This window comes from Hyphomicrobium sp. B1, from assembly GCF_049532635.1.
Taxonomy (GTDB): Bacteria; Pseudomonadota; Alphaproteobacteria; order Rhizobiales; family Hyphomicrobiaceae; genus Hyphomicrobium_B.
Window position 1 is genome coordinate 4,009,489 of the sequence record NZ_CP134871.1, and the last position, 25,140, is coordinate 4,034,628.

Below are 25,140 nucleotides of genomic sequence, written 5' to 3' on the forward strand. Positions count from 1 at the left end.
TTGCCGCAACCTTATCTCTACGTCATTTTCCTTGCCGCTCGTCCGAGGCGCTGCCAACCGGCGGCGCGCCCCCATTTGCGGGTGAATCGTAGTAGAGAAGACCCCCTTCGACAGAAACGCTTTCCGAACCATCGAGTTCGTACTCGTCATTCGCATTGTCGTTGAGGCGGATGATACAGCTCTTCTGACAGACCCCGCCGACCACCTTACCTACTGGGAGAACTTCGTCCTTGATCGACGTGTCCTCGGTGATGGTGAGCTTGACCTCTCTGTCACCTCGGTTGGCAATCGTGGCTGCTGGAGCAGCCGAGGTCATAAGAAGAACTGCGATCGCGCCTGCCGCTATAACCAAAAGGTCGAAACGGCCGCTCCTGCGATCGCGGCAGAAAGTCATTACTTCTTCTTCTTCGCTGCCTTTTTGGCAGGGGCCTTCTTGGCGGCTTTCTTTGCAGCTTTAGCCATTTTCGATCGTCCTTCCGTTTGAACGTTGACAGACACAAGAATCTGTCGACCAGACTTCAAGTCAGGTCGTTTTCGACATTGATGAAATTCAAAGCGATGCACAAACGAAATTTGACGTTTGGTGATATCGGAAATTTCGATAGATGAGTTTCACACCTCATCGATGAGGATCTCAACGGATGGATGTCAATCTCGCGCGTACTTTCCTCGTTGTTGCCGAGACGGGAAGCTTCGTCGACACGGCTCGCAAGCTCAACATCACCCAATCGACAGTCTCCGCACGCATCAAAGGCCTCGAAGATTTGCTCGGCCGACCGCTCTTCACGCGTTCGAAATCAGGAGCAGAACTGACGGGAGCGGGCGAACTCTTCCAGAAACACGCCCTCGCCATGGTGCGCGTCTGGCAACAAGCGCAGCTCCAGGTTTCGCTCGCCGATCAGCATCCCGAACACATTTCTGTTGGTGCGCCGCTCAGTCTTTGGAGCGGTTTTCTGCTGAAATGGGCCGCCGGTCTGCGCGTTCAGATCCCGGGAATCGCCGTCTCGGCAACAGCTGGAGCTTCCCCAGTGTTGGGCCAGCGGCTGATCGAAGGCACGCTCGATCTTGCAATCATGTATCGCCCCTCCCCGCCTCCGGGCCTGACGATCGAACATTTGTTCGACGAAGAGTTCGTGCTCGTTTCCTCAGCCAAGCCCTCAGCCAGGCGTGGCGTGAACGATTATCTGCTCATCGATTGGGGGACAGATTTTGTTCAGGATCACGCCGCCGCGTTTCCCGAGCACGCCAATCCGGCGCTCAGTCTCGACCTCGGCCCGATGGGCCTCGACTATCTTCTGGCAAACGAATGCTCCGGCTATTTCCCCGCGCGTATGGTGCGGGGACTGATCAGCCGTGGGCGGGTGAGAGAGCCGAAGCGGGCGCGGAAATTCGTCTATCCGGTCTATATGGTCTATCCGGAGACGCGCAACGAAGAGGCTTACGAGCCAATTCTGAGAGGTCTGAGGCGGGCGGCGGCGAAGCTCGGCTGAGGCCGGTTCACAAACGTAACGGCTTATTTCAGCGCCGCCCGCGTCTTTGATCTTAAGCGAACTCAATGATCACTGCGTCGACGGCGAGGCTATCGCCGGGCTTGGCCGCGATCTTCTTGACCTTGCCGTCACGCTCGGCTCGCAAGATGTTTTCCATCTTCATGGCTTCGACGACCGCCAAGTTATCTCCGGCTTTGACGTCCTGCCCCTCGGTCACGTTCACTGCCTTGACCAGCCCCGGCATCGGGCAAAGCAGGAACTTCGACATGTCGGCCGGAACCTTCACAGGCATCAGCGCCGCAAGCTCAGCCTCCCGCTGCGTGTAAACATACGTCGGGGCCTGGATACCGCGGTACGACAGCGTCATGCCATTCGGAATTGGACGGACCTGGACCGCAACGTCGGCTCCATCGACCGTTCCGATCCAAACCGGCTCGCCCGGCCACCATTCCGATGTGATCTCCATCGTCTTTGAGGGGTGTCCGTCCTTGTCGAGGATCGACACGTAATAGGGTCCGGGAATGACGCCCAGCGCCTCCAACTCCACCGTCGCCGAACCGATTTTAACGATTCGCCGCTTGGCAAAGCTCACGGCCTGCCCCGACATCTGATGGGTGATGTCCCGACGGCGCGCATTGCTCAGATGGTCGATGGCGCCGGCCACCGCGGCCAACGTGATGAGATCCTTCCCCTCGGGTTCGCGTGGGACGAAACCTTCGGGGAACTCTTCCTTGATGAAGTCGGTCGAAAGGTTACCTTCCCGCCAGCGCGGATGCTGCATCACGGCCGAAACGAACGGCACGTTGTGCTGAATGCCGTCGATATAGAATGCGTCGAGCGCCGTCGACTGCGCGTCGATGGCTTCGAGCCGAGTCGGCGCATGAGTGACGAGCTTGGCGATCATCGGATCGTAATACATCGAGATCTCGCCGCCTTCGAAGACGCCGGTATCGTTGCGCACCGTCACGCCGTCCTTCGTGCCTTCCTCTGGCGGGCGATACTTAACGAGGCGGCCGATCGACGGCAGGAAGTTCCGGTACGGATCTTCGGCATAGACGCGGCTTTCGACCGACCATCCCGTCAGCTTGATGTCCGACTGCTTGAACGGCAGCTTCTCGCCCGCCGCTACGCGGATCATCTGTTCGACAAGGTCGATGCCGGTCACGAGTTCCGTCACCGGATGCTCGACCTGCAGACGCGTGTTCATTTCCAGGAAGTAGAACGAGCGGTCCTGTCCGGCAACGAATTCCACCGTGCCCGCGCTGTCGTAACCAACCGCCTTGGCCAACGCGACCGACTGCTCACCCATCGCCTTGCGGGTCTTCTCATCGAGCAGCGGCGACGGCGCTTCTTCCAGAACCTTCTGGTTGCGCCGCTGAATAGAGCATTCGCGCTCGCCGAGATAGACGACGTTGCCATGCTTGTCGCCCAGCACCTGGATTTCGATGTGACGCGGATTTTCGATGAACTTTTCGACGAAGCAGCGGTCGTCGCCAAACGACGACTTGGCTTCCGACCGGGCAAGCTCGAAGCCCTCAACCGCTTCCCGGGCGTTATAGGCAATGCGCATGCCCTTGCCGCCGCCGCCGGCCGACGCCTTGATCATGACCGGATAGCCGATCTCGTCGGCGATCTTGACGGCATGCTTGGCGTCGCTGATTTCACCCATGTAGCCCGGAACGGTCGAAACCTTCGCCGCAGCTGCCGCCTTCTTGCTCTCGATCTTGTCGCCCATGGCGGCAATCGCCTTGGGATTGGGACCAATGAAGACGATGCCGTTCTTCTGGAGCGCCAGCGGGAACGCCTCGCGCTCGGACAGGAAGCCATACCCCGGATGGACCGCCTCGGCGCCCGTCGCCTTGCAGGCCTCGATGATCTTATCCATAACCAGATAGGACTCAGCCGCCGGCGCTGCGCCGATGTAGACAGCCTCATCCGCCATCTCGACGTGGAGCGCATCCCGGTCGGCGTCGGAATAGACGGCAACGGTCTTGATGCCCATCTTGCGAGCCGTCTTGATCACGCGGCACGCGATTTCACCGCGGTTGGCAATCAGAATTTTCTTGAACATCAGCGCTTCCCGGTCCTTCCCGTGAATATTTTGGCTGCCTCAGCTTGTCGCAAGACAACACGCCGTTCTAGAGCGTGTGCAACGCCGCGTAAACACGCCGTTGGCCCCCCGAATGCCAGGACCTGTGCGATCCGCTGCCGCATAGCAAAACCGCCGGCGAGAGGGCTCACCGGCGGTCCCGAGTAACTATAGCGGATCGGGCTGTTAGGCGGCCTCCCCCAACCGGCAGACGGCTTCGGTAAAGGTCGGGTGGATCCGCGGACTTTCGTGATTAAGGTAGGAGACGAGCGCCCGCTCGCTCGGCGTCAGGCGACCGTCGCGGCCGAGGCGACCCACGAGCCACGACGGATCGGCTTCTGCGATCTTCTCGTTGGTAATGATCTCGATGCGCTGATGCTCCAGCCGCGCAAGCGCCCGCTCTTCCACGCTCTGGTCGTGATAGGAATCCTGCATCGACGACAGATTCGCATGCACCATCGACAGCAGCGAGAACAGAATCGACGTCTGCTCGTCGTCATCTTCGTCGAGCTTCGCCTCCTGCCGCAGCGCCTCCTCACGTGATGGGACCGCGTAACCGGACGCCGACATCATCACATTGGCGATGGCTTTGACGAAAAGGTCCGTCCAGACCGCATTCGGCGGCGAACCCGCGACCGCTTCGTCGATATCGAACAGAATGTCGGCCTCGGCGCGCGTCACAGCCACATGCCCATCGCCGCCAAAGGCATAAAGAATGCGGCGAAGGAGATCGACTTCGCTCTCGCTGATCTTGCCCGCAGCCAGCGACTTGCCTCGACGCAGCGGACCGCCACCGGTCAGCACCGCGTGCTTGACCTGTTCGAGTGCAAACTTGGAAAGGCTTGCAGGCGCCCAGCGGGCCTTTTCGAGCACGTTCAGAACAAGATCGAGTTCCGTCTTGGACCGGATCTTGCCTTCACGCGAAACCCTGCTTATCAGCCAATTCGCGTTGGCGGCCGTCAGATAGCCGCGCGGCAGTTCCTGAATGATGAGGTAATCGGCAATGGCCTCGACAAAAAAATCCGGCCAATCGGCATGCTGCACCGAGCATCCCTGCTGCAGCGAAAACAACAGATTTGCTTCATCCGACGAGACGACGCCGTCCTCATAGAAGACGCGCTTCAAAAGGAGAATGTCGTCAAACTCGATCGTTTGCCGCTCCAGAATGTCGTCAATCGGCAGCGACCTTAACCCACCCATCGAAAGCCCCCACGCCACGACCTATGCTCATGAAGCGTAAGCAACGATGTTTAATCGCGTCTTAAGCGGCGTCGGAAAATGGAAGGGAAACGCCTGCGATTTCTGCGGCGTGGGCTCCGCGCGCCGCATCAGGCTGTCATAAAACTATCGGGACCGCAGTTCGCACTGCGGTCCCGTTAATTCCCACCGTACTCCCGCATGCACAGTGAGAAAGACAATAACGCTTTTAATAGTTGTCTACGCATCAGCATGAACGGTTGCTGAAGAAAAGGGTTTTTCTCTCCTGAACGGCAGCAAGTCCGAAACTTTCCGAATCCTGATGCAAGAGAGCCCGTTCGGAGGGGGGATCCGAACGGGCGGTCGCGAGCCGGGCGGGCGGTGTGGGTCGCACGCGAGGCCAGTTGCAGGGCACCCCGGGCTGACCAATGGAGAAAGAAGCCCGACGGTGCACTCATGGCTGGGGGTCAAAACGAAAGCTCTTCCATTTGCCCGCAGTCGATAAGAGGAACGACCACACTGCAGGCATTCCGTCGCTCCCACCGCGCAAATCCGCATTAAAAAACCGAAGGATTTCGAATTCTAGGCCGCGAGCTGCGCCACAAGCCGCATGCGCGACGCTGGCAATGTCTGTCCCTTCGGCAGCAACAGATGCTTTTCTATGAAATGCCCAGTCAGCGCAAAACCGAGATGGACGTCTTGCGCCGTTACCGGGCTTGATCGCTGCTTCGTCAAAAATTGCGGCAGCGCCAGCAGCTTGTCGCGATAAGGCTCACCTGCCGACGCCGAAACGGCGCGACCCGATTTCGGCGACACGTAAATCAGCTGATCGTTCGCGCCCGTCGCCGCACACTGGCTAAGATCCAAACCGAAACCGAGTTCATCGAGCAGCGCCAGCTCCCACCTGACGAGCAGAGCCGGCCATACCGTCGGATCGTCCAGGAAGCCGAGAACGAACAGCGTGATCTCATAGAGATTGGGATGCGGATCGCGCTCGGGCAGCAGCGCTGTCAGCGTCGTGATAGATGATAGCGCCATCAGCGCTTGGCTGTCGTCCATCGTCTCCGCCGCAAAGGCGCGCCGCATCTCGACGCTCATCGAGCCGAGCTGATCGGCAAGCCGCGCCTTCCAAATGGCATCAACGTGATTGCCGGGTTGAAGAATGGGACGCAGCCGCCGCGAACGGCCGCCATGGACCAGCCCCATATGCCGTCCGTGGGCACGCGTCCAAAGATCGACGACCGCCGCCGTTTCGCCATGCGGCCTTACCGATAGAACGATGCCTTCATCCGTCCACTGCATCGGGCTTCATAGCAGGCTGCTCAGGATTTGGGAAAAGGCAGGCCCATTTCCCGGTAGCGCTCCGGATCGCTTTCCCAGTTCTCGCGCACCTTGACGAACAGGAACAAATGAATGCGATGCCCAGCCATTTCCTCGATTCCGTGCCGCGCTGCGCTCGAAATCTTCTTGATCGTCTCGCCGCCCTTGCCGAGCACAATCTTTTTCTGCCCATCGCGCTCGACGTAGATCGTCTGCTCGACGCGCGCCGAACCGTCCTTCAGCGTCTTCCAATCCGTCGTTTCAACGGTCGTCGTGTAGGGCAGTTCCTGATGCAGGAAGCGGTAGATACTCTCGCGCGTCATCTCGGCGGCCTGCGTCCGCATCGGCACGTCGGTGACATCGTCTTCCGAGTAATGCCAAGGCCCTTCCGGCACGAGGCCTGCGAGATACGTCAGCAGATCCTTAACGCCCTTCCCTTCGAGCGCAGAAATCATAAAGATCCGATCCGGCGACAAACGCTCGTCGAGCGTTTTTGCAAGCTCCAGCAGCTTCGGCTTGTCCTCGACCCGGTCGATCTTGTTCAACACGACGATCTTTGGCATCCGCACGGACTTGAGCCGCTCGACGATGCCTTCAACGTCCTCTCCGAGACTCGCCGCGGCGTCGAGCACCAGAAGCACCGCATCGGCGTCTTCGAGACCGCCCCACGCTGCGTCAACCATGGCACGGTCGAGCCGCCGCTTCGGGTTGAAAATGCCCGCCGTATCTATGAAGACGATCTGGCTGTCGCCTTCCATCGCGATGCCACGGATCGGGGCGCGCGTGGTTTGCACCTTGTGTGAGACGATGGCGACCTTCGCCCCCACCAATGCATTGACGAGGGTCGACTTGCCCGCGTTCGTCGGACCGATGATGGCAACAAAGCCGCACCGCCGACCGGCCTCTGTCGATACGTTGTTCTCAGACATCTCCGACACGCGCTCCCACGCCTTCGCGCGTCAGAAGCGCGCTGGCAGCCGCCTGCTCCGCAATTCGCTTAGACGCGCCCTCACCCTGCGCCGGAGCGCGCCCTGCAATCAAGACCTCAGCTGTGAAACGCGGCGCGTGATCCGGACCGTTGCGCGCCACCACGGTGTAACGCGGCAGCGCAAGCCCCTGCCCCTGCGCCCATTCCTGCAGAGCAGACTTGGCATCGACCGTCACTTCCGGCACCGGCTCGGATTGATCCTGCCAGAGCTTGGTGACGACGGCACGCGCCTTGTCAAAACCACCGTCAATAAAGACTGCGCCGAGCAGCGCCTCGGCCGCATCGGCCAAAATCGTTGTCTTGTTGCGACCACCGCTATCGGCCTCGCTCTCGGACAGAATGAGATGAACGCCGAGATCGATGCTGCGTGCGACCTTGGCGCAAGCCTCGCCGCGAACGAGCCGGTTGTAGCGACGAGCAAGCTCGCCTTCGTTCGCTTCCGGATATTGCTTATTCAGGGCTTCCGCGATGGCAAGACCGAGTACCCGGTCACCGATGAATTCCAGGCGCTCGTTATCGGAGCGGGCAACCTTGCCGCCACGCACGCTGGCATGTGTAAGTGCGCGCTCAAGAAGGCCGGGGTCCTTGAATTTATACCCCAGCTTCGTTTCCAGTTCTTTGAACTTGCGTGGTCTCAACATGGCGCAAATGCCGCTTCGCGGTCACCGCACGAGAGTGAAGAACCTGTTCCAGCGAATGTCAAACGGCCAGTTCCAGGGTGCCCACCAATGCATGGCGTCCGGCCCGTCGACCTTCGCGGAGAAGAAAATGATCTCGGCTCGCCCAATGAAGTTCTCATAGGGAACGAAGCCGACGGCGCTCCGGACGCGACTGTCCGTAGAGTTGTCGCGATTATCGCCCATCATGAAATAATGACCCGGCGGAACTTTATAGACCCCGGTATTGTCGTACGGGCCATCCGGATCGCTATCGAGGACCTTGTACTTCACCCCGTTGGGAAGCGTTTCCTGAAAGACCGAGATTGTCCGTTCCCGGCCATCTTCCCAAGTCGTGAAAGATCCGGCAGGCTCCTTGGGCACACCCTGCCCATTGATGAAAACCTGCCCGTTCCGCATCTGGATTTCGTCGCCCGGCAGACCGATCACGCGTTTGATGTAGTCGGTCGAGTTATCACGCGGCAGCTTGAACACCGCGACGTCGCCGCGCTTCGGCTCAGCGCCCCAAATGCGACCTGAAAAGAGGTTCGGGCTGAAGGGGAACGAGAAGCGGCTGTATCCGTACGAAAGCTTCGAGACGAACAGATAGTCGCCGATCAGAAGCGTCTCTTTCATCGAGCCGGACGGAATGTTGAAGGGCTGATAAAAGAAAATCCGCACGAACATCGCAATAGCGAGTGCTTCGACGACGATGATGAGGGTTTCCGACCAGCTCGATCTCGACGTCTTCGTACCAACGCTCATTCAAAGGGCTCCCTTTGCGCCGCCGAGCGGCATTGGCCGGGGCTCGCTTCGTTTTAGCGGACCGCTATAGCGAGTTTGGTCTAACGCCGCAATGACGGGCGCTAATCTGACTAAAAGGTAAGGAAAACAGCGACTCGATGTCGTTTGGCATCAGCAAAATCGCCGTTGGACAACCAATCTGCCGCAACCCAAAAGCTCAGCCTGGAAGATCGATACCTTCCGGCACAGCCGAAATGATGACGATCGCCTCCGCCATCGGATACTCGTCGGTGAGCGTAACGTCGATCCGGGCCTTGAAACCGGCCGGAATGAGATGGGCCAGACGGCGCGCCGCTCCGCCCGTCAGCGCCAGCGTCGGCCGTCCCGACGGAGCATTCACGACCCCGATATCTTTCAGGTAGACCCCGGCGCGAAACCCCGTGCCGAGCGCCTTGCTGGCCGCTTCCTTGGCCGCAAAGCGTTTGGCGAACGTACGCGCGGCATGTGCCCGCGAAAAAGCTTTGCGACGCTCTTCCGCCGTGAAGACCCGCTCAATGAAACGGTCGCCGAAACGCGCGAGCGTCTTCTCGACCCGACGAATGTCACAAAGATCGTTGCCGATGCCGATAATCATTTCGCGCGCCGTGCTTGGGGCGCTGTTGTCATCGCCTCTCGTGCCTCGTCCATCAGCACGCGCATTCGCCGGACTGCCATCGACAGGCCGCCAAAGATGGCTTCCCCGATCAGGAAGTGACCGATATTGAGCTCGACGATCTCAGGCAGCGCCGCAATCGGCTTGACGGTGTTGTAGGTCAGTCCGTGTCCGGCATGCACTTCAAGACCGGCTGCAGAAGCCGCAGCGGCGGCTTTCCGGTGACGCTCCAATTCGCGCGCCATACCGGTCGCATCGTGATCCAGTGCCAAATGGCAATACCGACCGGTGTGCAACTCCACGATATCGGCTCCGACACTCACTGCGGACTCGATCGTCTTCAAGTCGGGCTCAATAAACAGGGAGACCCGGATACCTGCATCCTTGAGCTTGGCGATAAACGGCTTCAGCGTCTTCGCCGCTCCGACGACATCCAATCCACCCTCGGTCGTGCGCTCTTCGCGCCGCTCAGGCACGAGACAGCACGCGTTCGGCACGTGCCGCAACGCAATCTGCTGCATTTCTTTCGTCGCGGCCATTTCGAGATTGAGCGGTCGCGTCAGCTCGTTCTTGAGCCGCGTGATATCGGAATCGGAAATATGGCGGCGGTCTTCCCGCAAATGCGCAGTGATACCGTCGGCACCACCTTCAATCGCGAGATGCGCCGCCCGCAAGGGGTCGGGATGGATGCCTCCGCGTGCATTCCTGAGCGTCGCGACGTGATCGATATTGACGCCGAGGCGCAGGGCGCGGACCGGCATCATGGCTGTATTGGTGTCAGAGGCTTTGCGTGTCGTTGCCACGGGCTGTGCCACCGATTGTTGGGAATTGGCCTAGGACCGGAAGAAGAGCTGCGATCCACCTAACTGACGCTGCGATGACGCTGAAAAACGCGGACCGCGCGACGCGTAGGGTAATAGCTGAAGATAGCTGCAATCAAGCCGACGAGAAGTCCCCCGACTACCATCGGCTCCGCGATCGGCAAGAGATTATCGATGGCGGCGTCAAACGTCTGCAGCGAAGGCGTCATCAAGGTGGCGCCGAGCACGTTGGCCGTTTCACCCAGATGGTTGGCGGCATAGGTCGGATCTTGTCCCAGAAGCAGAGCGCCTGAGACATACGAGGCGGTCCAGATTGCCGGCCAGCTTAGCGGGTTGCCGACGAACGTCCCAAGGAGTGCCGCCGGCATGCTGACGCGCAGCACCAACGCCAGAGCGCAGGCAAGAATCGTTTGGACGCCAAGGAACGGCGTGCATGCTGTGAATACGCCGATGGCAAATCCCAGCGCCACTTCATGTGGCGTTGCGCGCAGTCGAAGAACCTGCCGCCAGAAATAACGCAGACGCGACCAGAGCCGCGTGGAATTCCACCACGACGTTGCGCGGTCCACCAATGCCAGTTGCTTTGCGTTCAAACGATTATGTTCCTAGGCGCCATTATGCGACCCATTCCGTGCGCACATTAGCTCACTCGAAAAGCCGTTCCACCTTTGCGACGGATGACTTCGCTCTGAGCCCGGCAATGATGTGGTTTAAATGCACCAAATCAAAAACCTCAAGCTCGATGTGCATCACCGTAAAGTCTGCCGCGCGGCGAGCCATTTTGATATTGTCGATATTGCCGCCCGTCTCGCCGATCACCTTGGCAATCTCGGCAAGCGACCCGGGAGCATTAACCGCTGTAACGCTGATTCGCGCGGGAAAACGTTGCGGCCGATCAGGATCGACGTCCCATGTGACATCAATCCAGTGCTCTTCCTCGTATTCCTTAAGACGAGGCGAATGGATCTGAAAAACGCGAATCCCCTCGCCTGGCGCCATCACGCCGACAATCCGGTCACCGGGCACAGCGCCGCCCGGCTCGAATGCGACCGGCAGCTCCTGGCTCGGCCCTCCGATCGAAATAGCCGTCATGCTGTCGATTTCTGTCGTTCGGAACTTGAGGCTGTTTACCTTGTCGATATTGAACCAGCCATCCTGCTCACGGGCGCGTCCAAACCGCCGCGTTGGTTTATAGCCATCGCCGAGGGTCTGGCCTTGCGGGAGCACGGCCGAAAGAACATCGGGCAATTGCACATCGTTGCGCCCGACGGCAGCAAGCAGTTCGTCTGCAGTCTTGAAGCCGATTTTCGGAGCGGCCGCCCTGACTTTCTCATCCGAATAATCGACCTCGACACCGGCCAGCGTCGATTGCACGAGCTGCCGCCCGAGTTCGACGAAACGCTTGCGCTCCGCTTCACGCGCCGCTCGCCTTATCGCAGCCCGCGCCCGCCCGGTGACGGCAAACGCTTCCCACGCCGCAGGGCGAACATGCCCCTTCTGAGTCTCGATCACGACTTCGTCGCCGTTGCGCAGGTGCGTATCAATCGGAACATGCCGCCCGTTGATATAGGCGGCGACCGCTTCATTACCGATATCCGTGTGAACGGCATAAGCGAAGTCGAGCGGCGTCGCCCCACGCGGCAGAGCAATGAGACGCCCCTTCGGCGTGAAGCAAAAGACCTGATCGTGAAACAACTCGAGCTTGGTATGCTCAAGAAACTCTTCCGGATTTGCCGCTTCGAGAAGCGACGTAATCATCGTCCGCAGCCGTCCATACGGGCTGTCGTCGACTTCTTCGCCCTCACCGACGGCATGCCCATTCATGTGGCCGCTCTGCTGAGCCTTGTAGAGCGCATGAGCCGCAATGCCGTATTCGGCGATATGCTGCATCTCGCGCGTCCGGATCTGCAGTTCCACGCGCTGGTGCCGCGGTCCGTAAACCGTGGTGTGAATGGACTGATAGTTGTTTCGCTTCGGAGCTGAAATGTAGTCCTTGAAACGTCCAGGCACCGTGCTCCAAGTCGTATGCACTATGCCAAGCACGCGGTAGCAGTCCTCGATCGTGTCGACCATCACGCGGAATGCGTATATGTCGGAAAGCTGTTCGAGGCTGATCTGCTTGTGCTCCATCTTGCTCCAGATGGAATACGGCTTCTTCTCGCGTCCGAACGTGTCCGCCTTGATCCCGGCATCCGCGCATTTTCGTGCGATGGCCTGCCGAATTTCTTCGACAAGACCCTCGTTTCGCTCGCGCATATCTGCGAGCCGCTCCGTCAGCGCTTCGTACGCTTCCGGATGCAGCCAGCGAAAAGCATGATCTTCCAGTTCTTCGCGAAGCGCCTGCATGCCCATCATGCCGGCCAGAGGCGCATAAATATCGAGCGTTTCTTCCGAGTTCCGCTTGCGGCTCTCGGGCTTCATGTGCTCCAGCGTCCGCATGTTGTGTAAGCGGTCGGCGAGCTTGACGAGCAGCACCCGGATGTCGCTGGAAATGGCGATCAGAAGTTTGCGGAAATTTTCCGCCTGCTCGGCTTTCTTGGAAACGAGGTCGAGCCGCTTGATCTTCGTCAGCCCGTCGACGAGACCGCCGATTTCCGGCCCGAACATCTGGTCGATCTCGGAGCGTGTCGCATCCGTATCCTCGATCACGTCATGCAGCAGCGCAGTCGCGATCGTAGCGTCGTCGAGCTTGAGATCGGTGAGAATGGCCGCGACTTCCAGCGGATGCGAGAAATATGGCGCACCCGACGCACGCTTCTGGTTGCCGTGCGCCTTCATCGCATAGACGTAGGCGCGATTGAGCAGAGCCTCGTCCGCACTAGGATCGTATTTGAGGACCCGCTCGACGAGTTCGTACTGCCGCATCATGACCCGCCGCACTCCTTCTGGGCGCAAGCGTAACCGAAGACGCAGGACGGATTAAAGTTGAATGACGCGAGCCTGTTGTCGCGAGCAGGCTTTCCTGGCCGGCTCAGCGGCCGCGGTCGCGCGGATCGCGATCCCGCTCGCGCGGCCCCGAACCCGAGCCGATGTTGGCCGACGGCTCGAGCGGCGTCATGCTTTCCAGGCCGCGGAGAAGCTGCTCTTCCGTCATGACGTCGACTTGTGTGTCGGACGAAAGGTCATCGCGACCGAGCATCGGCGCGCGGCGCTCCGGCGGGAGCAACGGTGCTGCGACCGCTTCCGGCTCGTCGACTTCGGTATTCTTCTGGATTGAAGAGATCAGCGTCTCGCGCATGTCGTCGGGAGAAAGCGTGCGCTCTGCAATCTCACGCAGGGCAATGACCGGGTTCTTGTCATCATCGGGTGCAATCGTAATCGCGCTTCCGTTCGTGATCGCGCGAGCCCGGTGAGCGGCGAGAAGCACCAGCTCAAATCGGTTAGGAATTTTGTCGACGCAATCTTCGACGGTGACGCGAGCCATGGGGCAAACCTTCCCTTGGTGAAATTCAGCCGCACTCTTTCGGGCGTTAATGGGCGCAAACAGCCGTTCGAGACAGCCTTCCGGCGCCACGCTGATGCCTCTGTGCCACGTCGAAAAGAATTAATCAAGCGCTGACGAAGAAAAAACCGCTGCCGAACGTTCTATAGGCACGTCAAAGGAAATACGTGCTCTTCAATAGACTATTTGTCACAATTGTTGACTGCGGCGCACTTCTGTTAGTCCTAGCGACGATAGTATTCTACGCCGTAGAAACTTGTGGACTTCGAGCCTTCGGTCAAGTCCCGATGCTCCACAGTCAAGTCCCTGTAGCCTATAGCGAAGTAGAAAATCCCAACGTTATTTTTTAACATTGTTTAGTTGGGAATTTTACTCAGGATTCGCCAATGCATTTTTACCCCACCGAACGTATCGCTCTTTTCATTGATGGCGCAAATCTTTACGCCACTGCAAAGTCACTGGGGTTCGACATCGACTACAAGCGTTTGCTGGGATTTTTCCGGCAAAAAGGACACCTTGTCCGTGCACTCTATTATACGGCCCTGGCCGAGGAGCAGGAATACTCTTCGATCCGGCCGCTCATCGACTGGCTTGACTATAACGGCTTCTCGATGGTGACGAAGCCGACCAAAGAATTCACCGACGCGACCGGCCGCCGTAAAGTCAAAGGCAACATGGACATCGAGCTGGCCGTCGACGCTATGCGTCTGGCCGATAACCTCGATCACATCGTCATTTTCTCAGGCGACGGTGATTTCCGCAGTCTCGTTGCTGCTCTTCAGCAGAAGGGTAAGCGCGTCAGCGTCGTGTCTACGCTGCAGACCCAGCCGCCGATGGTCGCCGACGAATTGCGCCGTCAGGCCGATCAATTTATTGACCTCGCCGACCTCGAAGAACAGGTCGGCCGCTCACAGACCGGTGGCGGCTCCAACGGCGGCCGTACGCCTCGCGAAGGCGGACGTAGCCCGTCTGCACGCGGACAGGCTTCGTCTCCGCGCGACACCAATTACCTGGGCGACGACGACTTCGCTGAAGAGGAAGTCTAAGCGACAGACGATAATTGAGCGAAGGTAAGATGGGCGCGGCCTTAGTCGAAGCGGCATTGGGCCCCGAAGCTCCGCCTAAATGCACGCGCTGCCCGCGCCTCGTTGCCTACAGAGCTGAAAACGAGCGCCAGGAGCCGAACTGGTTCAACGGCGCGGTCGCTTCATTCGGAACGCCAAACTGCAGCCTCCTGATCGTCGGCCTGGCGCCAGGTCGCAACGGCGCCAATCGCACAGGACGGCCGTTTACCGGCGATTACGCCGGCGATCTGCTTTATGGCACGCTGATCCGCTATGGCTTCGCGACCGGCGAGTATCACGCTCGCGTCGATGACGGTCTTCGCCTGCGCAACTGCATGATCACCAACGCCGTACGCTGCGTACCGCCCCAGAACAAGCCTGAGCCGTCAGAAATTGCAAACTGCCGTCCCTACTTTGCAGCGCGGCTTGAAAGTCTGCCGAAACTGAAAGTCATCCTCGCCCTAGGCCGGATCGCGCACGATCAGACACTCACCACGCTTGCAAAAAGAAAGGCGCTTTTTCCGTTCGCACACGGCGCCCGCCACGAACTCGCGCCGGGCCTCGCCCTTTACGACAGCTTCCACTGCTCACGCTACAATACCAACACCGGCCGGCTAACAACGGAGATGTTTCACGCTGTCTTCGATGCGATCAGGCACGAACTGCCGTAAGAGACTCCAGTAGCGTCCGCGCGTGCCCGGCGGGGTTGGTGACCGGATAGATCACTCGATAAATGATGCCGTCACGGACGATCATCGTCAGCCGCGAAAGATAAACGACGCCGCCGGTTTCAAAGCGTGGCAGATCGAGCGCACCGGCAAACGCCAGCTTCTCATCGCTCAGCAGCAGATACGGAATACCGGCGCGCGCAGCGAAAGCGTGCTGCGCCTCCGAAGATTGCCCGCTCACGCCGAACACCTCGTAACCGGCCAGCTCGAATTCTGCATAAGCGTCACGAAACCCTTCGGCTTCAGGTGTCGAACCGTGCGCACCGGGAATCGTATCCCAGTCCCGCGGATTGGGAACGCCCGGCGTCCCCGTCATCGGATAGACGAATACAATCGCTTTCTCTTGAAAGCGCGCGAGATTGACCATCGCACCACGCGTGGCAGGCAGTGCCACATCCGGAAGGCGCGTTCCCGCGATCAGATGTTTCGCCGCGCCATCATCGACCGGCGTGGGCCAGGGTGAATGTGTTTCCATAACGCGTTTCCCCTTCGCTAGCGCGAGCGAAGCGGCCCGCATTCCAGCCGCTCACACGATCAGCCCTTTTCGCGCATGAGGCGCGCTTTTTGCCGGTTCCAATCGCGTTTCGCAGCGTCCTGCCGCTTGTCCGCGTGGTTCTTGCCCTGCGCTAAGCCCAGCTTGATCTTGGCGCGGCCTTTCTCGTTGAAATAAAGCTCCAAGGGCACCAGCGTCATGCCCTTGCGCTCGATCGCAATGCCGATCTTATGAATTTCGGTGGCATGCATCAGCAGTCGGCGCTTGCGCCGTGGCTCATGCGGGAACAGCGCTGCGCCCGGATATTCAGCGATATAGCTGTTGATCAGCCAGATCCCGCCGTCCTCGACCGAGGCATAGCTTTCCGCGATATTCGATTGGCCACGTCGCAGCGACTTCACCTCGGAGCCGAGAAGCTCGATACCCGCTTCCCAGCTGTCGGTGATGAAGTACTCATGCCGCGCCTTGCGATTTTCGGCGACAAGCGTGGTGCCGTCGTCGCGTTTGGATGCCATGACTTAGCGCTTTCCGACAGTCGTCACTCGGCCGCTTTCGCGCTCACGAGGTCGAGGTCGCTCAGCACCTGATCGATCGCCCGCTTCGACGCGTCGGTGAGCGGCACCATCGGCAAACGCATGTCCGCCGTGCCGAAACCGAGCCGCGAAACTGCATATTTGACCGGCGCCGGATTGGTCTCGATGAACATCACTTCGTGCAGCGGCGTAAGCCGGTCCTGGATGGCAAGAGCCTTCTTGAAGTCGCCCGCCATGCACGCGTTCTGGAGATCCGCGCACAGCCGCGGCGCCACGTTCGACGCGACCGAGATGCAGCCCGCGCCGCCATGAGCCATGAAGCCCAGCGCCGTCGCGTCTTCGCCCGAGAGCTGACAGAAATCCGGCCCAAGCACTGACCGCACCTGCGAGGGACGCGCAAGATTGGCAGTCGCATCCTTGACGCCGACGACATTCTTCAACTCGTAGCAGCGCGCCATCGTCGCGACCGACATGTCGACGACCGAACGGCCCGGAATGTTGTAGATAACGATCGGAATATTGATGGCGTCGTTGATCGCCTTGAAGTGCTGATAAAGCCCTTCCTGGTTCGGCTTGTTGTAATACGGTGTCACGATCAGCACCGCATCCGCGCCGGTTTTCTCAGCGTATTGCGACAGCTCGACCGCTTCATCGGTCGAATTCGAACCCGTGCCTGCGATCACAGGAACGCGCTTCTTGGCGGTCCCGACCGCAAGCTCGATGACGCGCTTGTGTTCGTCATAGTCGAGGGTCGGGCTCTCGCCCGTCGTTCCGACGGGGACCAGACCATGCGTGCCTTCGGAAATCTGCCACTCGATGAACCGCGTAAAGGCGGCTTCATCCACCTTGCCATTGCGGAACGGCGTAACGAGCGCCGTAATTGAACCTCTGAACATGCGTTCGCCTTAGATTGAAAAAACCGAGACCGGCACCCTGCGGTGCAGCACCCCTGTCTCGATCAGGAATTCAACGTCATTAGGGACTCGAGCCATACGGCCAGGGGCCACGGTCTTGCCGTACGTATGTGCCATGCGTCCGGCCTGAACCGCTTGCCTCAGCATGCATAATTCCGCTTAATACGGTGTATCGTTGCTAGCGACGCAAGCGCTGTAACATTAGGCGCTCGTAAAGCTTGCCGCAAGGTCGGGGCGAGTAGGGCGTTTTACCCAATGGGAAGCAATGCGACTAAGCCTCAATTCCAGAACGCGAATTCGCTCCCTCGCCCGCGTTCTCTGCGGTCTGTCGCCGTCCCTTTTCTTGGTTGGCGTCACGTTAACGGGCGCGCCTTCCCCCGCCGAATCTGCGGTGAAGGCTGTTCCCGCGCCGCAACTGCTGCCGTCCGAGAAGGCGCAAGAGCGCAAACTCGATTCGGCGCTGAGCCCTTTGCTGTCGCTCTCGCCTGATCCTGGCGACCTGTCCGCCCTACGCGATGCGGCCTCGGCCATCCGGTCGAAGAACCTCGACGACCTTGCGACGGCGAAAAGCAAGATCAGCGATCCCATCGGCCGAACGCTTGTCGTCTGGATGCGCCTGCGCGCCGGTCTTGGCGACCCGCAGGAATTTCGCGATTTCCTCCGCGAGCATCCCAATTGGCCGGATCGCTCTACGATCCGGGAGGGCTTCGAAGAAGCCGTGTTCATGAATGGCGGCAGCGCCGACGCCATCAAGGCCTATTTCGCCAACAACCCACCCGAAACCGGCGCAGGCTATGCCGCTCTCGCCTCGGCCGAGTTGGCCGAGGGCAACACGACGGCGGCGCGCAAGTACGCCTCCAAAGCCTGGCGCGAGATGTCCATTCCGCCGACGCTCGAAAATGGCTTTCTCGATCGCTTCGGCAACCTGCTGACGCCAGCCGATCACAAATGGCGCTTCGACCGCCTCATCACCGATGACGTGCGCTACGCCGGAAACCGCAAGGACCGCGCCGCGCTGGCGAAGCGTCTCATCCCGCTTCTACCAGCACGCGAACGCAAGAGAGCCGTCGCGCGTCTCGCCGTCTTCAACAAGGCCTCTAACGCCCAGGCCCTGATGAGCGCGCTCGCACCGGGCGGCCGCGACGACGTCGGCCTCGCTTTTCATCGTGAGCAGCTGCTGCGCAAAGCCGGAAAGATCGAGCAGGCCGCCGACATCATTCTGTCCATCCCGCCCGATCCGAAGAAGATCGCGGCGCTGGACGAGTGGTGGGCAGAGCGACGCGAACTGGCCTACGGAGCACTCAAGCTCGATAAGCCGAAGCTTGCCTACGAACTCGTCAAGGACGCCGGTCCCCTCTCCGTCAATCCGCGCAAAGACCAGACGTTCATGGCCGGATGGATCGCATTCCGATATCTCAAAAAGACCACCGCCGCCGAACGCCACTTCCGCGATATGATCGCCGCTTCGGACGGGCCGTTGAGCAGCGCCAAGGCGCATTATTGGCTGGGACGCGTCCTGGCTGCGCGTGGGGACAAGGCGGCCGCGGCCCAGCAGTACCGTGAGGCAGCCAAGTATTCCGATACGTTCCATGGTCTCCTGGCAATGCAGACGCTGGACCCCGGCCGCACCCATCTCGAAATCACCCCGCCCGCTTATCCGACAGCCGCGCAAATCCGCAAGCTGAACGCCTCCGATCAGGCGCATGCGCTGGTCCTCGCGCAAAAGGCGGGCCTCTCTCGCGAAATTACCCGCACGCTCCTGGCAGGCTTGAGAAACGCTGCGCCGTCCGAGGCGGAAGTCGGTATGGTCGCCTTTCTCGCTGAAGAACTGGGCGACCCGCAAATGTCCCTGCGCATCGCCAAGATCGCCATTGCGCGTGGACAGAACTTGCTGATCTATGCCTATCCGCTGAAGCCGTTCCCCGGCTACACACCGCTGCGCGCCCCGCCCGAGCTTCCGCTCCTTCTCGGCCTGGCACGGCAAGAGACGGAATTCAACGCTCAGATCGTCTCGGGCGCCGGCGCCAAAGGTCTGCTGCAAGTCATGACTGGAACCGCGCGCCACGTATGCCGCGACTACAAGATCAAATGCCAGATTGATCGTTTACTCTCCGATCCTCGCTATAACGCGATGATCGGTTCGGCCTACGTCGCCGACCGGATGGATGACTTCAACGGCTCCTATGTGCTTGGACTTGCCGGCTACAACGCCGGCCCGGGCCGGGCACGCCAGTGGATGAACGAGTTCGGCGACCCGAGAGACGCAAACGTCGATCCGATCGACTGGATCGAACGCATCCCGATTCCTGAAACCCGCAATTACGTCACTAAGGTTCTATCGAACATCCAGATCTATCGCGCGCGCATGGGCATGAAAAACCCGCTGCGTCTTCGGCAAGATCTCTGGCGCGGCCGTAGCGATGTACGGATGCCGAAAGACGACGATTCAGGTAGCGGCATCGCCGACAACAACAGCGACGGCTGAGCAAACCCAAAACGAGGCGCGATATCCCAATGGTGGCGGTGCAGGAATTCGAAGACATTCACTTCACCAGCCGCGATGGGCTGCGCCTCTACGGCCGCCATTATCGGCCCAAGGTCGCGTCCGACGCGCGGCCGGTCGTTTGCCTCGCCGGATTGACGCGCAATAGCCGCGACTTCCACGACATCGCGGTGGCATTGAGCCAGGGCGCGAAGGCGCGCGACGTGTTCACGCTCGATACGCGCGGCCGCGGCCTGTCCGAATACGATTCTGACTGGAAGAACTACGCCGTGCCGATCGAAATGCAGGACGCGATCGACTTCATGATGATGCTCGGGCTGCGCAACGCCGGCATCATCGGAACGTCTCGCGGCGGCCTCATCTCAATGGTTCTGGCGGCTGCGCAACCCTCGCTGATGGGCGCGGTGGTTCTAAACGACATCGGTCCGGTGATTGAACAAGACGGGCTCGCACGCATTGCAGGCTATGTCGGTCGCATTCCCCAGCCGAAGAACTGGGCTGACGCGACGCGCATCATCGGCGATCTCTTCCGTCGCGATTTTCCGCAAATGACCGATGACGATTTTGCCGCCATCGCCCGCCAGATGTTTAACGATAAGGACGGCAAGCCGGTCGGCGCTTACGACCCGAAGCTGGCGAAATGCCTGTCCGTCCTTGATGGACCGATCCCGAAACTCTGGCCTCAGTTCGAAGCGATGAAGCGCATGCCGGTGCTCGTTCTGCGCGGCGAAAACTCCGATCTACTATCGGAAAAGACCGTCGAGGAGATGCGCCAGCGCCATCCGAAACTGTCGTCATTCGCGGTGCCCGCCCAAGGGCACGCACCGCTGCTACGTGATGTGCCAACGATCTCCGCCGTCGCCTCGTTCTTTGCCGAAACCGATGAGCAGAACGACGGCACGCGCTACGGAATCCTGTCCCGCAGCGATTTCGGTCACGTCTCGCGGCTGGTATCGACCTCCCCCCTGTCGACCCGGCGCGAAAACTCCGTATAGCCGCCGCTCGCCAGAATGCGCGCCTGCTCAACCCAGCTCTCGCGCTCGATCCGGCCCTTGAATTCCAGCATGCGGCTGACACGGTCGATGTCGCCGCTGGTCCAGTTCGCGATCTGATCGTAGCGGCGAACGCCCATGGCATTGAGGCGCTTCTCGATCAGGACACCTATACCGCGAATGCGCTTTAAATCGTCGGAAGGTCCTTCGGCCGTGGCCTCCGGCAATGGCGCATTGTCTTTCGTGATTTCGACGGTCGCCGTGCCCGTTCCCTTTTCCCGGATCGCGTCCGTGATCCGCGCCGGCATCGAAATCTTCGGATCGACTTTCGACAACGGCGAAATCGGCTCGATCGGTTTGAGCCCGCGCGTCACGCTTGCCGACGAAGCAGCAATCGCCGCTGCAGCCGCCGCCGCCATTTCGGCAACCGAACGCCCTTGGCTCGCGGCCGCGACGCCGGAAAGCCCCTCGCGCTGCGAGGTTGTCCCTGTGACGGACTGCAACGGCGCCGGCGCTGCTGAATCGTCCCGTGACGTCGTCTGTCCCCCAGTCGGACTTGGCTCCGTTTTCGCTTCGCTTGCGGTCTCTGCTTTGGCCTTAAGCATCGCCTTGCGGTTTCGCGAGTAATAAGTCTCGCCACCTTTCGCCAGGATCTGTGCCTGCTCGACCCACTGTTCTCTATCGATCCGGCCGGGTATTTCGAGTTCCTGGCCGATCCGCCGGACATCGGATGCGCTCCAGCCCGCGATGTGCTCGAAATATACGACGCCTCGCGTCTTGAGCTTCTGCTCGATATCGCTGTCGATGGCACGAATACGTTGAAAATCGTCGCCGTCTTCGATCAGTGCTGCAGGCCCGACGGACGCAGGCACTACAGGTGCCGGCACTGGCTCAGGCGTCGGTACTGGTTCACGTGCAAGTTCGGGTTCGGGCTCCGGTTCGAGCGCAGGTTCGATCTCCGGCTCAAGCTCCGATGGCGTTTCGTCATCTGATTGCGGTTGAGCATCGGCCTCCGGCTCGGCCTCAGACGCTGGCTCCGGCGCCTGTTCCTCTTCAGCCGCAAACGTCTCTTCCTCTGCCACAACAGACGGCGGCTCGGCTGCGGCAGCCACGATCTCTTCCGAGGGTTCCACCGCTTCATCGCGATCCGCGTCCGGAGCTCCAGCCTGCGCCGGTTCCGTCATCACCGGTTCCGCACTCGCCTCCTCGATGGGAGGCCGCGTTTCCTCAACGGGCGGTTCTTTCACCGGTTCGCGCCGCGACAACCCCATGCCCGGCATCGCGACCGACGCTGCAGCCGCGGCTTTGGCGGCTGCAACGGCCCCGGCGGCCGCCGCAGTGGTCGCATCACGCAACCGCGCAGCCAACCCGCCCGTACGCGGCTCCCGCTCAGGCACGGGTTGAGGCGCTGGTTCTGGCTCCGGAATCGGCTCCGGCTCAGTTTCTTGTGCTTCCTGGGGAACGTCTTCGATGTCCGGCACGTCGGGCGGAAGTTCTTCGACGGGCGGAGGAGGCGGCAACTCCGGAGGCGCAGGCTGATAGATATCCGTCACCGGCGGCAGCACTGCAGGGCAAATTTCAATAATCGCGATACGCGGAACGCCTTCGTTGAAATGCGGACCGGTCAACGCGCGCTCAAAGCGCGACGGATCGAGCACGGCCGACGCCGGACGCGGTTCCGGGCGCCGGAGAACTTCGATTTTCGGCTGAACCGGATCAATTGTCCGCGGCGTGACCGGCGGCATCGGTTGCGCCGCACGCGGACGCACCGGTTGCGGCGGGATGACGATCGGAGGTCCGACCGGCACGTCGGCCTGCACCGGCGCCAGCACGCGCTCAGGTGCTTCATCCCGCGAACCGAACAGAGCGCTTTTCACCGTGCACGCGACGAACGCGCCGAGAAAATACGACGCGAGCAACAGCAGGAATGTTTGCAGCAGTAGATACGTCATTTCCTACCTAATCAGATGCCCGAGGGCGGCCGGATAATCTCGGCTGCGCGTCATCTCTTTTTTTCACGGCACGAGACCCAACCAACAACAAGCCCCAGCGCGAACGCCGCTGCGATCCACCAGATCAACTTCATGAACAGATAGTCCATTTGCGGTCTTCCTCCGTTCCCCTCAGTTGACCTTGACCGTAAATTCGATGCGGCGGTTCTTGGCCCGCCCTTCCGCTGTCGCATTATCAGCGATGGGCTTCGTCGCGCCGTATCCGACTGTCGTCATGCGCCGCGGATCGACGCCGTTCTGGGCCAGGAAGTCGGCGACGGCTTGCGCCCGCCGGTTGGAAAGCCGCTGGTTGCGCTCATCCGTGCCTTCCGAATCCGTATGGCCTTCGATTTGAATTTTGAAACTCGGACATTCGTTGGCGATCTGAGCCAGATCTCTCAGCGTCTGCGCACTGTCCGCCGTCAAATCCGCCTTGGCGCGCGCAAAGTTGATCGTCCCATTGGCCGACGCTTGCCGCATCAGCGTCTGACAGCTGTCAGCCGCCTTCTCTTCCTGGGACATGACCGTGATCTCGTCCCGGCTCTTGAAGCCCGGCGGCAGATCCGTCGAGAGAACGCTGCGGATATCGTTCGCGACCCGATCGCTCTCCGCCGCGCCCTTGATTACGAATTCCTTACCCGCAATCGAGACTTCGCCGTTCTTGAGACGCGCCATCTCCTCAAGTCCGAGATGTGCCGCCGACGACCAGGGCTCGGACGACGCACCGACGATTTTCATGTTGTCGGTCACGCTGGAACCGGCAAAAATCTGCTGCGCGATCTCAACGATACGCAGGCGCGACGCGTCGTCAGGCGCCTCACCCTCGATTGTCACCATGCCGTTTGGCTCACGCGCGGCTTTCCACGTGAGATCGGTCTTCATCTTGCCGGTGAACGCGATGTTCGTCGTCGTTTCGCAGGTCTGCCCGGCGGCCGCCTTCACATCCCCCGGCACCGACTGCGACGCGGCGTAATCATCCGTATCGCCCGACACCTCAAGTTTGTGGTCGGTCAGAACTGACTTGCCCTTTTTGAGCCGCGGCAGCGACGACAAACCTGCAACGACGCATTGCTGCCAGCCATCCGGGGCTCCCGGCGCAACCTGCGATTTGTCGTTGACCTGTTTGCCGGGGAACCGCGCCTTGATCGCATCGAGCAGTGCGCCACGAGCCGCCTCGCTCGGAACCATGCCGACCAGAGACAGCGACGCCCCATCATTTACGATGCCCATGACATAGCCGCTCGGTGGCAGCTTGATCTCCGGCTTCGGGAAACGGATGTGTTCGACGATCCGGAAATTCTGCGGCACATCGAGCTTCAGCGTTCTCTTGACGGCGGTCGCCGTCTGCTCGTCCGGTGCTTCGCCAGAGAAAGCCAGATCGCGATCCGTAAACGCGACATCGCCGGTGCGAAGCTGCGCAAGCTGTTCGAGCGCCACACTCGTCGCCTTGTTCCAGCCCTGCGGCGCCCCGTCGCCGATATCCGAATTGTCGGTAATCGTCATCGCCCGGAACAATGATTTGGCGCGCGCCTTCAACCGCTCGCGGTCGTCGTCGCTCGGCGCAAAGCCCGAAATCTCGATGCCCGCGCCGCTCTTCTTAATGCCCCAGACGAACGGCCGGACGAGCGGCGGCGTAATCGCCTCGCGAGCCAGAGCAAGCCCTGCCGGCCGCTTCTCGGACAGCGCCTCACGAACGTCGCGATAGGCATCCGCAGTCTTGGCTTCGCCTGCGATCGACAGATCCAGCATGGAGAGCGACGCTTGTCCGCGCTTCAACTCGGCCAGATTTTTCATGCTGAAGATTGCAGCAGAGAGCCACGCATTGCGATTGATGCTTCCCCGCGCCAGCCGAGTCTCATCCTGAATCTTGGCGCCAGGAAAAGCTTTACGAGCAGCGTCCAGCAGCGCGCGGCGCGCGTCTTCCGATGGCACGTCACCCGCAATCCGCACGCGCCCATCGTCGGACGACGTCACCGACCAATGATAGTTGGCGACACTCTCAAGCAGCGCAGCCCTGTCGGCAACGACGCGCACGCCCCAAACGTTCTCGACACTCGCGAGAGCCCGCCCCGGATCCCGCTCATCCGGCGCACGTCCCGTCAGCACCGCATCGCGGCCGACGACATGCAGCTTGGCCCAATCGAGTCCCGAACGGCGCAGCGCTTCGCCTGCACGGCGCGACAGATCGAACTCGATGCTGCCCTGTTCGAAGTGCACGGCAACCCAAGTCAAAAGCGCGATCGGGACGAGTCCCAAAAGCCAATATGATGGATTGCAGCGCATGCGCACGCGACTCCGAATGCTTACCGACGTCTCGCTGTCGCGGAACGACAAAAAACCAACCATGAGGGAAGCGATGCGCTAACCCCGCCCAGCGTGGCAATCTTTGATCCGAGCGGATCCCCCCGATCCGAAGTATAGACAAGAGGAAAGACCATTCCAAGCAGGCGAGAGCCACAGCACCGCGCCATAACCGGCTGAAAAAGAAAGATTTTATTCCGTCTTCGCCGAACCGGCTACACC

At 60.4% G+C, this 25,140-nt stretch carries 22 protein-coding genes; 5 read left to right on the forward strand and 17 right to left on the reverse strand.

Going from position 1 to position 25,140, the window contains the following annotated elements:
• Positions 1-22: 22 nt before the first annotated feature.
• A complete protein-coding gene (locus RLW55_RS19145) occupies positions 23-394 on the reverse strand; it encodes a hypothetical protein (protein ID WP_409562767.1) in 372 nt (123 codons plus the stop codon).
• A 247-nt stretch (positions 395-641) separates the two neighbouring features.
• Here RLW55_RS19145 and RLW55_RS19150 point away from each other — a divergent pair, with 247 nt between their 5' ends.
• Positions 642-1,490 carry a LysR family transcriptional regulator gene (locus RLW55_RS19150; protein WP_409562766.1) on the forward strand — a complete coding sequence of 283 codons (849 nt, stop codon included), beginning with the start codon at positions 642-644 and terminating at the stop codon, positions 1,488-1,490.
• A 52-nt stretch (positions 1,491-1,542) separates the two neighbouring features.
• Here the strand turns inward: RLW55_RS19150 and RLW55_RS19155 are convergent, their stop codons facing one another.
• The 11 genes from RLW55_RS19155 to rpoZ all read right to left on the reverse strand — a co-directional run bounded on the left by RLW55_RS19155 (position 1,543) and on the right by rpoZ (position 13,381).
• Positions 1,543-3,561: an acetyl-CoA carboxylase biotin carboxylase subunit gene (locus tag RLW55_RS19155; protein ID WP_423415092.1), complete on the reverse strand. Its 2,019-nt coding sequence runs from the start codon at positions 3,559-3,561 to the stop codon at positions 1,543-1,545.
• Between the two features lie 204 nt (positions 3,562-3,765).
• Positions 3,766-4,779: a hypothetical protein gene (locus RLW55_RS19160; protein ID WP_423415093.1), complete on the reverse strand. Its 1,014-nt coding sequence runs from the start codon at positions 4,777-4,779 to the stop codon at positions 3,766-3,768.
• Positions 4,780-5,358: 579 nt separating this feature from the next.
• The gene (recO, locus tag RLW55_RS19165) at positions 5,359-6,078 is read right to left on the reverse strand and encodes a DNA repair protein RecO (protein ID WP_423415094.1); all 720 of its coding nucleotides are present in this window, start codon (positions 6,076-6,078) and stop codon (positions 5,359-5,361) included.
• 20 nt (positions 6,079-6,098) lie between these two features.
• A complete protein-coding gene (gene era / locus RLW55_RS19170; protein WP_414462139.1) occupies positions 6,099-7,025 on the reverse strand; it encodes a GTPase Era in 927 nt (308 codons plus the stop codon).
• Positions 7,018-7,725, reverse strand: coding sequence for a ribonuclease III (gene rnc / locus RLW55_RS19175; protein WP_409562761.1), 708 nt, complete (start codon positions 7,723-7,725; stop codon positions 7,018-7,020). The genes era and rnc overlap by 8 nt, the downstream gene beginning before the upstream one ends.
• A gap of 21 nt (positions 7,726-7,746) precedes the next feature.
• Complete coding sequence (gene lepB / locus RLW55_RS19180) at positions 7,747-8,505, reverse strand: signal peptidase I (protein WP_409562760.1); 759 nt, start codon at positions 8,503-8,505, stop codon at positions 7,747-7,749.
• A gap of 196 nt (positions 8,506-8,701) precedes the next feature.
• Positions 8,702-9,118, reverse strand: coding sequence for a holo-ACP synthase (gene acpS / locus RLW55_RS19185; protein WP_409562759.1), 417 nt, complete (start codon positions 9,116-9,118; stop codon positions 8,702-8,704).
• A complete protein-coding gene (locus RLW55_RS19190; protein WP_423416437.1) occupies positions 9,115-9,897 on the reverse strand; it encodes a pyridoxine 5'-phosphate synthase in 783 nt (260 codons plus the stop codon). The genes acpS and RLW55_RS19190 overlap by 4 nt, the downstream gene beginning before the upstream one ends.
• A 101-nt stretch (positions 9,898-9,998) precedes the next feature.
• Positions 9,999-10,550 (reverse strand): DUF2062 domain-containing protein, encoded by a 552-nt coding sequence (locus RLW55_RS19195; RefSeq protein ID WP_414462136.1) that lies wholly within the window; start codon positions 10,548-10,550, stop codon positions 9,999-10,001.
• Between the two features lie 52 nt (positions 10,551-10,602).
• A complete protein-coding gene (locus RLW55_RS19200; protein WP_409562757.1) occupies positions 10,603-12,825 on the reverse strand; it encodes a RelA/SpoT family protein in 2,223 nt (740 codons plus the stop codon).
• Positions 12,826-12,928: 103 nt separating this feature from the next.
• Positions 12,929-13,381 (reverse strand): DNA-directed RNA polymerase subunit omega, encoded by a 453-nt coding sequence (gene rpoZ / locus RLW55_RS19205; protein WP_013946810.1) that lies wholly within the window; start codon positions 13,379-13,381, stop codon positions 12,929-12,931.
• A gap of 404 nt (positions 13,382-13,785) precedes the next feature.
• Here rpoZ and RLW55_RS19210 point away from each other — a divergent pair, with 404 nt between their 5' ends.
• Positions 13,786-14,445 (forward strand): NYN domain-containing protein, encoded by a 660-nt coding sequence (locus tag RLW55_RS19210; protein WP_409562756.1) that lies wholly within the window; start codon positions 13,786-13,788, stop codon positions 14,443-14,445.
• 29 nt (positions 14,446-14,474) lie between these two features.
• On the forward strand, positions 14,475-15,134 hold the full coding sequence (locus RLW55_RS19215) for a uracil-DNA glycosylase (RefSeq protein ID WP_423415095.1): 660 nt from the start codon (positions 14,475-14,477) through the stop codon (positions 15,132-15,134).
• Here the strand turns inward: RLW55_RS19215 and RLW55_RS19220 are convergent.
• Genes RLW55_RS19220 through dapA form a run of 3 tightly spaced genes read right to left on the reverse strand, consistent with a single transcriptional unit; the run spans position 15,115 to position 17,113 of the window.
• Positions 15,115-15,666 carry a peroxiredoxin gene (locus RLW55_RS19220; RefSeq protein ID WP_423415096.1) on the reverse strand — a complete coding sequence of 184 codons (552 nt, stop codon included), beginning with the start codon at positions 15,664-15,666 and terminating at the stop codon, positions 15,115-15,117. The genes RLW55_RS19215 and RLW55_RS19220 overlap by 20 nt on opposite strands.
• Before the next feature lie 59 nt (positions 15,667-15,725).
• Positions 15,726-16,199 (reverse strand): SsrA-binding protein SmpB, encoded by a 474-nt coding sequence (smpB, locus tag RLW55_RS19225; protein ID WP_409562753.1) that lies wholly within the window; start codon positions 16,197-16,199, stop codon positions 15,726-15,728.
• A gap of 23 nt (positions 16,200-16,222) precedes the next feature.
• Positions 16,223-17,113, reverse strand: coding sequence for a 4-hydroxy-tetrahydrodipicolinate synthase (gene dapA, locus RLW55_RS19230; RefSeq protein ID WP_409562752.1), 891 nt, complete (start codon positions 17,111-17,113; stop codon positions 16,223-16,225).
• Positions 17,114-17,522: 409 nt separating this feature from the next.
• On the opposite strand from dapA, the gene RLW55_RS19235 reads away from it, so the two are divergent.
• Positions 17,523-19,616: a lytic transglycosylase domain-containing protein gene (locus RLW55_RS19235; RefSeq protein ID WP_423415097.1), complete on the forward strand. Its 2,094-nt coding sequence runs from the start codon at positions 17,523-17,525 to the stop codon at positions 19,614-19,616.
• Between the two features lie 29 nt (positions 19,617-19,645).
• The gene (locus RLW55_RS19240; protein ID WP_423415098.1) at positions 19,646-20,629 is read left to right on the forward strand and encodes an alpha/beta fold hydrolase; all 984 of its coding nucleotides are present in this window, start codon (positions 19,646-19,648) and stop codon (positions 20,627-20,629) included.
• Here RLW55_RS19240 and RLW55_RS19245 read toward each other — a convergent pair.
• Positions 20,569-22,578, reverse strand: coding sequence for a hypothetical protein (locus RLW55_RS19245; protein WP_423415099.1), 2,010 nt, complete (start codon positions 22,576-22,578; stop codon positions 20,569-20,571). The genes RLW55_RS19240 and RLW55_RS19245 overlap by 61 nt on opposite strands.
• Before the next feature lie 171 nt (positions 22,579-22,749).
• Positions 22,750-24,900 (reverse strand): OmpA family protein, encoded by a 2,151-nt coding sequence (locus RLW55_RS19250; RefSeq protein WP_423415100.1) that lies wholly within the window; start codon positions 24,898-24,900, stop codon positions 22,750-22,752.
• Positions 24,901-25,140 lie beyond the last annotated feature (240 nt).

What these genes read in the sequence shown, in the direction of transcription:
- RLW55_RS19200 (WP_409562757.1), bottom strand. Translation starts at nt 12,825, where the DNA reads ATGATGCGGCAGTACGAACTCGTCGAGCGGGTCCTCAAATACGATCCT.
- dapA (WP_409562752.1), bottom strand. Translation starts at nt 17,113, where the DNA reads ATGTTCAGAGGTTCAATTACGGCGCTCGTTACGCCGTTCCGCAATGGC.
- RLW55_RS19245 (WP_423415099.1), bottom strand. Translation starts at nt 22,578, where the DNA reads ATGACGTATCTACTGCTGCAAACATTCCTGCTGTTGCTCGCGTCGTAT.
- lepB (WP_409562760.1), bottom strand. Translation starts at nt 8,505, where the DNA reads ATGAGCGTTGGTACGAAGACGTCGAGATCGAGCTGGTCGGAAACCCTC.
- rpoZ (WP_013946810.1), bottom strand. Translation starts at nt 13,381, where the DNA reads ATGGCTCGCGTCACCGTCGAAGATTGCGTCGACAAAATTCCTAACCGA.
- RLW55_RS19250 (WP_423415100.1), bottom strand. Translation starts at nt 24,900, where the DNA reads ATGCGCTGCAATCCATCATATTGGCTTTTGGGACTCGTCCCGATCGCG.
- RLW55_RS19160 (WP_423415093.1), bottom strand. Translation starts at nt 4,779, where the DNA reads ATGGGTGGGTTAAGGTCGCTGCCGATTGACGACATTCTGGAGCGGCAA.
- RLW55_RS19220 (WP_423415096.1), bottom strand. Translation starts at nt 15,666, where the DNA reads ATGGAAACACATTCACCCTGGCCCACGCCGGTCGATGATGGCGCGGCG.
- RLW55_RS19190 (WP_423416437.1), bottom strand. Translation starts at nt 9,897, where the DNA reads ATGCCGGTCCGCGCCCTGCGCCTCGGCGTCAATATCGATCACGTCGCG.
- RLW55_RS19215 (WP_423415095.1), top strand. Translation starts at nt 14,475, where the DNA reads ATGGGCGCGGCCTTAGTCGAAGCGGCATTGGGCCCCGAAGCTCCGCCT.
- acpS (WP_409562759.1), bottom strand. Translation starts at nt 9,118, where the DNA reads ATGATTATCGGCATCGGCAACGATCTTTGTGACATTCGTCGGGTCGAG.
- rnc (WP_409562761.1), bottom strand. Translation starts at nt 7,725, where the DNA reads ATGTTGAGACCACGCAAGTTCAAAGAACTGGAAACGAAGCTGGGGTAT.
- RLW55_RS19210 (WP_409562756.1), top strand. Translation starts at nt 13,786, where the DNA reads ATGCATTTTTACCCCACCGAACGTATCGCTCTTTTCATTGATGGCGCA.
- RLW55_RS19155 (WP_423415092.1), bottom strand. Translation starts at nt 3,561, where the DNA reads ATGTTCAAGAAAATTCTGATTGCCAACCGCGGTGAAATCGCGTGCCGC.
- RLW55_RS19240 (WP_423415098.1), top strand. Translation starts at nt 19,646, where the DNA reads ATGGTGGCGGTGCAGGAATTCGAAGACATTCACTTCACCAGCCGCGAT.
- RLW55_RS19145 (WP_409562767.1), bottom strand. Translation starts at nt 394, where the DNA reads ATGACTTTCTGCCGCGATCGCAGGAGCGGCCGTTTCGACCTTTTGGTT.
- smpB (WP_409562753.1), bottom strand. Translation starts at nt 16,199, where the DNA reads ATGGCATCCAAACGCGACGACGGCACCACGCTTGTCGCCGAAAATCGC.
- era (WP_414462139.1), bottom strand. Translation starts at nt 7,025, where the DNA reads ATGTCTGAGAACAACGTATCGACAGAGGCCGGTCGGCGGTGCGGCTTT.
- RLW55_RS19150 (WP_409562766.1), top strand. Translation starts at nt 642, where the DNA reads ATGGATGTCAATCTCGCGCGTACTTTCCTCGTTGTTGCCGAGACGGGA.
- recO (WP_423415094.1), bottom strand. Translation starts at nt 6,078, where the DNA reads ATGCAGTGGACGGATGAAGGCATCGTTCTATCGGTAAGGCCGCATGGC.